Origin of the sequence: Pseudoflavonifractor sp. An187 (assembly GCF_002160275.1) — a bacterium.
Lineage (GTDB): Bacteria > Bacillota > Clostridia > Oscillospirales > Oscillospiraceae > Enterenecus > Enterenecus faecium.
On record NZ_NFKG01000029.1, the window covers coordinates 22,669 to 29,028 of the forward strand.

General features: G+C 48.3%; 8 protein-coding genes and 2 pseudogenes. 9 read left to right on the forward strand and 1 reads right to left on the reverse strand.

The window, feature by feature from the left end; all coding sequences use genetic code 11:
- Positions 1-13: 13 nt before the first annotated feature.
- From B5F22_RS10100 to B5F22_RS10110, 3 genes are all read left to right on the forward strand, one after another.
- Positions 14-424, forward strand: a complete 411-nt coding sequence (locus tag B5F22_RS10100) for a hypothetical protein (RefSeq protein ID WP_087392466.1) — start codon at positions 14-16, stop codon at positions 422-424.
- 61 nt (positions 425-485) lie between these two features.
- A complete protein-coding gene (locus tag B5F22_RS10105) occupies positions 486-773 on the forward strand; it encodes a DUF4176 domain-containing protein (protein WP_087392467.1) in 288 nt (95 codons plus the stop codon).
- A 13-nt stretch (positions 774-786) separates the two neighbouring features.
- Positions 787-1,242 carry a hypothetical protein gene (locus B5F22_RS10110; RefSeq protein ID WP_143482240.1) on the forward strand — a complete coding sequence of 152 codons (456 nt, stop codon included), beginning with the start codon at positions 787-789 and terminating at the stop codon, positions 1,240-1,242.
- A gap of 206 nt (positions 1,243-1,448) precedes the next feature.
- Here B5F22_RS10110 and B5F22_RS10115 read toward each other — a convergent pair.
- Positions 1,449-2,428 (reverse strand): annotated as a pseudogene (locus tag B5F22_RS10115) (transposase).
- Positions 2,429-2,666: 238 nt separating this feature from the next.
- Between B5F22_RS10115 and B5F22_RS10120 the strand changes: the two are divergent.
- The 6 genes and pseudogenes from B5F22_RS10120 to B5F22_RS10140 all read left to right on the forward strand — a co-directional run bounded on the left by B5F22_RS10120 (position 2,667) and on the right by B5F22_RS10140 (position 6,181).
- Positions 2,667-2,993: an IS66 family insertion sequence element accessory protein TnpB gene (locus B5F22_RS10120; protein WP_242955107.1), complete on the forward strand. Its 327-nt coding sequence runs from the start codon at positions 2,667-2,669 to the stop codon at positions 2,991-2,993.
- Positions 2,987-3,343, forward strand: a complete 357-nt coding sequence (gene tnpB / locus B5F22_RS10125; RefSeq protein ID WP_087256962.1) for an IS66 family insertion sequence element accessory protein TnpB — start codon at positions 2,987-2,989, stop codon at positions 3,341-3,343. The genes B5F22_RS10120 and tnpB overlap by 7 nt, the downstream gene beginning before the upstream one ends.
- 91 nt (positions 3,344-3,434) lie before the next feature.
- Positions 3,435-4,280 (forward strand): annotated as a pseudogene (locus B5F22_RS12800) (transposase); the annotation flags it as partial.
- Positions 4,281-4,308: 28 nt separating this feature from the next.
- Positions 4,309-5,010, forward strand: coding sequence for an IS66 family transposase (locus tag B5F22_RS12805; protein ID WP_275532485.1), 702 nt, complete (start codon positions 4,309-4,311; stop codon positions 5,008-5,010).
- A 36-nt stretch (positions 5,011-5,046) separates the two neighbouring features.
- Positions 5,047-5,583 (forward strand): hypothetical protein, encoded by a 537-nt coding sequence (locus B5F22_RS10135; RefSeq protein WP_087392469.1) that lies wholly within the window; start codon positions 5,047-5,049, stop codon positions 5,581-5,583.
- Positions 5,584-5,767: 184 nt separating this feature from the next.
- Positions 5,768-6,181, forward strand: coding sequence for a hypothetical protein (locus B5F22_RS10140; protein WP_087392470.1), 414 nt, complete (start codon positions 5,768-5,770; stop codon positions 6,179-6,181).
- Positions 6,182-6,360: the final 179 nt, after the last annotated feature.

Consider the following 6,360-nt stretch of genomic DNA (forward strand, 5'->3'; position numbering starts at 1 on the left):
TGGGGGAATATAAATGATAGGAATTTTATTTATAGTGATTGCGGCGGTTCTGATTCTCATGCGGAGCCTAATTGTCCCTTCTAAAAACGAGCCTGAAAAGTTTCGTGGAGTGGGAATTGTGGAAAAACGTATTCAGGAAAATTGCCGAATTTGTTTTTATGTCAGATTTACAGATAAATGGGGTAACGTCCAAGTTGCAGAATCAATTCCATATAAATCAACGATGGGGAAATACGATAATGGTGATAGTGCAAAGATCTGGTATTACTTTTCACCGAAGGGGCGTCCATTTGTAGTAATTGATGATGAAGAATTAGTATCTTGTGAAACGCAATCGAAATACGCAAGTGTTGTTATGCTAATTGCTGCAATGATCCTAATTATCATAGGGGTGTTTCTTTTGATTTTTGCCCTGTTTGCATAATACGTAATTTAAATTGTAAAATGACTAAATACATGTTAAAATGGCAAGGGAGGTATTCATTATGCTGGATGGATTATTGCCTATTGGTTCAGTTGTTTTGGTTGGACAAAGCAAAAAAAAAGTTATGATTGTTGGCTGGTGCCAGAAAGGCGGTAGAGATAGGGTGCGCTTGTGGGACTATACAGGGGTAATTTACCCTGAAGGTTATTTAGACTCGAACAAAATGTTTTTGTTTAATAATGATCAAATCACAAGAATTTTTGCACTTGGTTATCAAGATGATGAACAAATTGCATTTAAGGAAAAAGCTGATACCATGTTACTAGAGCTGCGCGAGAAAGAGGGATAAGGGGATGAGGAAGATGAAGAGAAATATTTTGCTAGGAATGTTGCTTCTTTTTATTTTTGGAATGGTTAGCGGATGTACCACCAGTTCCTCTAAGACATATACCTTTACAGTAGATAATGGTGATATAATCAAGATTACACTAGATACGGCTGATGGCTATGATATTTCCTCCAATGTGCCGTTTGAGATTTCTTGCGATGGTGAGGCGCTGAGTCAAGGATCTTTTATTCAAGGAGAAGCGTATCAACAGTATGTCGATGTAGTCAACAAAGATGAGAATGCCGAACTACTTGATTCTGGGGAAAAAGATGGGAATAGCTACATCTTTTGGTGTTATAATAAATCAGAATATAATTATGCCGTTTTGGTCAATGGATCAGACACGGGTGTTATCCTTGGAAACACAACTTCTGCGGACTCTGCGAGAGAATGCTTTGAGCGAATGATAATTAAAGTAGAAGAAAACTAATGGTGCGTGAAGGAGGATAAAATACTTCTATAGCAAATATTGAACAGAGTTGTGATTGGGGCCGATAAGATGGTGATTTTTAGAAAACAATAGATACGTAACCGTCAAATCTAGCCATCTATAGATAACCTCCATCGGGATTGTGGTTTCCGGTACTGTCAAGAGTTTTACACAAATTGGTTTGCAACCCCCTGGCATGAATGAAGTCAGCCGGCAATGGAGAGGTCCTCGATGGTAGGCTTCAGGTGTTTTATATTCATGTACTTCTTATTGCTCAACTGGGGGCCAGCCACATGGCAGAGCTGGGCACAGACCAGCATGAGAGTAGAGTGGGCTGTCCGGGAAGCTGCCCACCACACGGGGACGGAGACGATTTCCCGGTACAGCCTCTCGATGACACTATTAGTACGGATACGGGGCCAATGCTCACCAGGGAAATTGCAGTAGGTCAGAGTCTCATCAATGTTGTCCGCTACCTTCTTAGCAGCCTCTTTCAGCTTCATGGAATGCAGCTCATCCACCACAGCGGTGTCCTTCTCCCGGGCGGCTTTCTTGCTCTCCTGAGCGTGGATCGCTTTGAGCATCTTGGCCACAAGCTTCACCTGGGAACGAGGGGGCATAGAGAACACGTTGCGGTAGAAGTGGACGGTACACCGCTGGTATTTGGTCTCAGGAAACACTTCGCCTACGGCTTCCAGCATGCCAAATAGATATACGGATATCGTCCGCCTTGCAAAGGACGGTTATGCCAATCCTCGATGTGGACATATGCTTTCTTATTCAACTCACTGATGGTGGAGGGAGATACTTTGGTGCCCCACAAGGCCTCGGTAATGTCTTCCACACGCCGGACAGATACTCCGGCAAGGTACATCTCGATCAGAGCCTCTTCCACACTGCTCTCCCTACGGCGATAGCGCTCAATGATGGCAGTTTCAAAGGAAATGCCCTTGAGCTTGGGCACCTTGAGGGTGACGTCCCCGGAGGTGGTGGTAAGGTTACGGCTGTAATGGCCGCTGCGGTAGCCCTGGCGCTGTTCATTGCGTTCATACCGGGCCGCCTGGGTCAGCTTCTGAGCCTCGGCCTCCAGCAGTTCGTTGAGGGTTTCCTCTACGCTGCCTCGTACCAACTCCTTGAGCTGCCCCTTGATAGCTTCTTCATTTAGCTGTACAATCTTCTCAGGCATGGTTTGCTGTCTCCTTTCGAATGGTGGTGTCGCAACTTCATTCTACCAGAGATCTGCAAACCATGTCTCTTTTTATCTGTTTTTTAATTTGCGCAGTAAGCGTAAAACCTCCCCGCGGCTTGAATTGCGGGTCAGGGCATGAGACAATATCCCAAAACTTGAAATATCTCTCATGCAGTCCAAGGGAGGTATTTGACACATTGGGAGATGGTCAAAAGTGGAGCAAAGTCTGCAAGTAATGTCCAAGCAGGAACGTTTGGAGAATTGGACCGCCAGGATCATGGCCTGCCGCAGCAGCGGAATGACTGTCCGGGCCTGGTGTCAGGAAAACGGTCTTTCTGAAAAGACCTATTACTACTGGCAAAGGCGGCTATTCCAAACACTGTCGGAACAACAGCAGTCGATTCGGCAGCCTGCCTTTGCAGAAATTACACCAACACCTAATGTTCGGCCATCCAGCGGCTTAGCTGTCACGGTCCGGACTTCCGGAGTTGAGGCTGAGATTTACAATGGTGCGGATGCGGCCACCGTGGAAACGGTTCTGCGGATTCTGAAATCATGCTGAGCGATTTCACGGGAGCGGACAAGGTCTACATTGCCTGCGGCTACACCGACCTGCGGCGCGGCATTGACGGCCTGGCCGCCATGGTTCAGAAGCAGTTCCATCTGGATCCTTTCGCCAACACCCTTTTCCTGTTCTGCGGTCGACGCCGGGATCGGATCAAGGCACTGTACTGGGAAGGGAACGGGTTTGTGCTGCTTTACAAGAGGCTGGAGTCGGGTTCTTTCCAATGGCCCAGGAAAGAAAGTGAAGCCAAAACGCTAACTGCCCAGCAATATCGTTGGCTCATGGAGGGCCTGAGTATCGACCAGCCAAAGGCCCACAGGCCGGTAAAAGGTCTGGAAATTATTTGAGAAATTTCCTATTTTACTGTACTTTTCAGGCAGAATATGGTATAATCAACACATGAAAAGTACGAATGATTTCCAGACAAGCAACCCGGAAATGGTGACCATTTCCCGGGCGGAATATGAGGAAAAGAACGCTCGACTGGCATCTCAGGACGAGCGCATTTCCCGTTTGGAAAGTCAGATAGAGCTGCTGACGGAAGCCCTGCGCATTGCCCGGCACAAGCGGTTTGGCGCGTCCTCCGAGAAGACGGACGAATCTTTCATGGAGCAGCTGAGCTTCCTGTTCAACGAAGCCGAGGTGTTCTCCACTGCGGAAAAAGAGGAACCGGAAGCCACCGATGGGGCAGGCCACAAGCGGCACAAGAAGCATACCTACACTCTGGATACCATCCCGGAAGGAATCCCTACGAAGCAGGTGGAGCATCGTCTGGAGGGTGAGGATTTGGTCTGCCCTCAGTGCGGGGATACTATGACGGAGATCGGCAAGGAAGTGGTCAAGACACTGGAAATCATACCTGCCCAGTATATCGTCCGGGAGGATATTTACTACACCTACGCCTGCAAAAGCTGCAGTGAAAATGCTGACGAGGGCTGCGAGACGCCTGTTGTGAAAGCGCCCCGGGAAAAGAACATCATTCCCGGCAGCTTTGCTACACCGGAGGCCATTGCCCATATCATGACACAGAAGTTTGTTATGGGTTCTCCTCTGTACCGGCAGGAACAGGAGATAAACCGTCAGGGTATCCAGCTGAGCTGCCAGACTATGTCCAACTGGATTTTGAAAGTAACGGAAGATTACCTGACACCCGTGTATAAGCAACTGCACAAGGAGCTACTGAAAAGAGATGTCCTCCATGGGGATGAGACTACCCTGCAGGTGCTGCATGAACCCGGGAAAGCACCGCAAAGTGAGAGCTATATGTGGCTGTACCGGACCAGTGGCGATACGGACAAACCGATTGTCCTGTATGAATACCAGCCTGGTCGCGGTGCAAAGCATCCTAAGGAGTTTCTTGCCGGATATAAGGGGGTATCTCCATACGGATGGGTACCAGGGATACCACAGCCTGCCAGAGGATATTACAGTGGTTGGATGCTGGGCTCACGCCCGGAGAAAATTCGACGAGGCAGTGAAGTCACTACCCAAAGGAAAGGCGAAAGGCAGTTCCGCATCCCAAGGACTTGCCTACTGCAATCTCCTGTTTGAGATTGAACAGGGATTGGCAGAGAAAACAGCAAAAGAAAGATATAACGAGCGACTGAAACAGGCAAAACCTGTTTTAGACGCGATGTTTGCATGGGCAAATTCCAAAACAGCGGCACCCAAGTCTGCCCTGGGGAAGGCGTTTACTTACCTGAATGAGCAGTGGCCTTACCTGACGAACTATCTAAAAGACGGCAGGCTGGAATTGAGCAATAACCGGGCAGAAAGAAGTATCAAGCCCTTTGTCATTGACCGGAAGAACTTCCTGTTTGCCAACACGCCCAAGGGAGCGAAAGGAAGCGCCATTATGTTCAGCCTGATCCAGACCGCCATTGAGAATGGGCTGGATCCCTATCAATACCTGACCTGGCTGCTGAAAAACACAAACAAAGCCGACCTGAAAAATCCGGATATGCCCGAAAAGCTGCTGCCCTGGAACGCACCGGCAGGATGCAGAACAAAGTAGCGTTGGACACTTTCAAAATACACAAAGGAGCAAGATATGAGACTGGAACAATCTGATGCTGAGCTTTTTTACCAGTTATGGTTTCCACTGTTGGATTTTGTGAACAAGAAGTACCATGTGTGTCCCGAAACAGAGACGATAGACCAAAGGCAGGGAGTTGACGCAAGCGATGCCAAAGCAATTGCGGACTATTTGTGGTCACACATTGAGGTTATAGAGGAATATCTCGCTATAGCTGAGCTGCCGAAGGAATATGCGCAAATCGTTGCAGGATGGAAACAATGCAAACCGGGCAGATATATTCTGGAACGACATCTAAAAAAGGGTTCTGTGTTTATCTCAGCGGAAGATGGGTCGGTTTATATGGTAAAGGGATTGTTCTCCACCTGGGCGGAGATGCTTGGAGAAAGTCCCGTGCTGCTGGATGCTGTGTTAATTCCTTTCCGGGGCAGCATTATTTCGGATGGACTGGTTGTACCGTACCATATCTACTTCGGCAAAGGTGCAAGAGAGGATTTCAAGGAAGCGTACATGAACGCAAAGAGAAACCATACAATACATTTCTCTTTCTAAGTGAATAACCCTGAGCCATCCCAGAGCACAAAACTCCGGGATGGCTTTTACTATGTGCTGCTAGGTTTGACGCTTACTTTGCGCAATTTATCATGCCTTATCTACGGTTGTGTTTTTGCGGGAATGCCGGTATAATGACACCAGAGAAAGCACCGATTCGGTGTAGAGAAAGAGGGAACAAGTTATGCAAAAAAGCTCGCTTCTCAAAGTCATCAGCATTCTTTTTATCATCTTTGGTGCCCTGAGCTTACTCTCCTCTCTGGGTAAGTTCGCAGAGAACGCATCCTATGGGGGCATCGGCATCGGTACCTCCGTGTTTGCCGTGGCTGCTGCCGCTCTGGAATTGGCTGCTGGCATTCTGGGGGTCCAGAATAAGGACAACCTGGATGTGTGCAAGGCCCTGGCCATTGTCCTCATCGTGCTGGCTGTCATCAACGGGCTGCTGAGTATCCTGTTGGTTACCACCTTGGTGGGCGTAATGGGCGGCTCTGCGGGCCTCGGCGTGGCTGCCGGCGTTCTGACGGGCGTGATTGTGATGGTGTTTGCCCTGCTGCTGCCGGTGTTGTACATGATCGGCATCAAGAAGTCCAGAGCATAAAACCCCAGCCGGGCCCAGATGCCCGGGAAAAGAAAAACAGACAGAAGAAAGGATGTGTCGCAAAACGTAAGTAACCGTAAAATCTCCCGGCGTATAAAAAGGCCGCCATCTCAGCGCAGAGGCAATGAGATGGCGGTCGGCATTTTCATTATGGTTTTGGAATTTTACATTTCTGAGGC

Excerpts from the sequence above, each read along its gene's own strand:
- B5F22_RS10100 (WP_087392466.1), top strand. The coding sequence starts at position 14 with ATGATAGGAATTTTATTTATAGTGATTGCGGCGGTTCTGATTCTCATG.
- B5F22_RS10105 (WP_087392467.1), top strand. The coding sequence starts at position 486 with ATGCTGGATGGATTATTGCCTATTGGTTCAGTTGTTTTGGTTGGACAA.
- B5F22_RS10110 (WP_143482240.1), top strand. The coding sequence starts at position 787 with ATGAAGAGAAATATTTTGCTAGGAATGTTGCTTCTTTTTATTTTTGGA.
- B5F22_RS10120 (WP_242955107.1), top strand. The coding sequence starts at position 2,667 with ATGTCCAAGCAGGAACGTTTGGAGAATTGGACCGCCAGGATCATGGCC.
- tnpB (WP_087256962.1), top strand. The coding sequence starts at position 2,987 with ATGCTGAGCGATTTCACGGGAGCGGACAAGGTCTACATTGCCTGCGGC.
- B5F22_RS12805 (WP_275532485.1), top strand. The coding sequence starts at position 4,309 with ATGAATACCAGCCTGGTCGCGGTGCAAAGCATCCTAAGGAGTTTCTTG.
- B5F22_RS10135 (WP_087392469.1), top strand. The coding sequence starts at position 5,047 with ATGAGACTGGAACAATCTGATGCTGAGCTTTTTTACCAGTTATGGTTT.
- B5F22_RS10140 (WP_087392470.1), top strand. The coding sequence starts at position 5,768 with ATGCAAAAAAGCTCGCTTCTCAAAGTCATCAGCATTCTTTTTATCATC.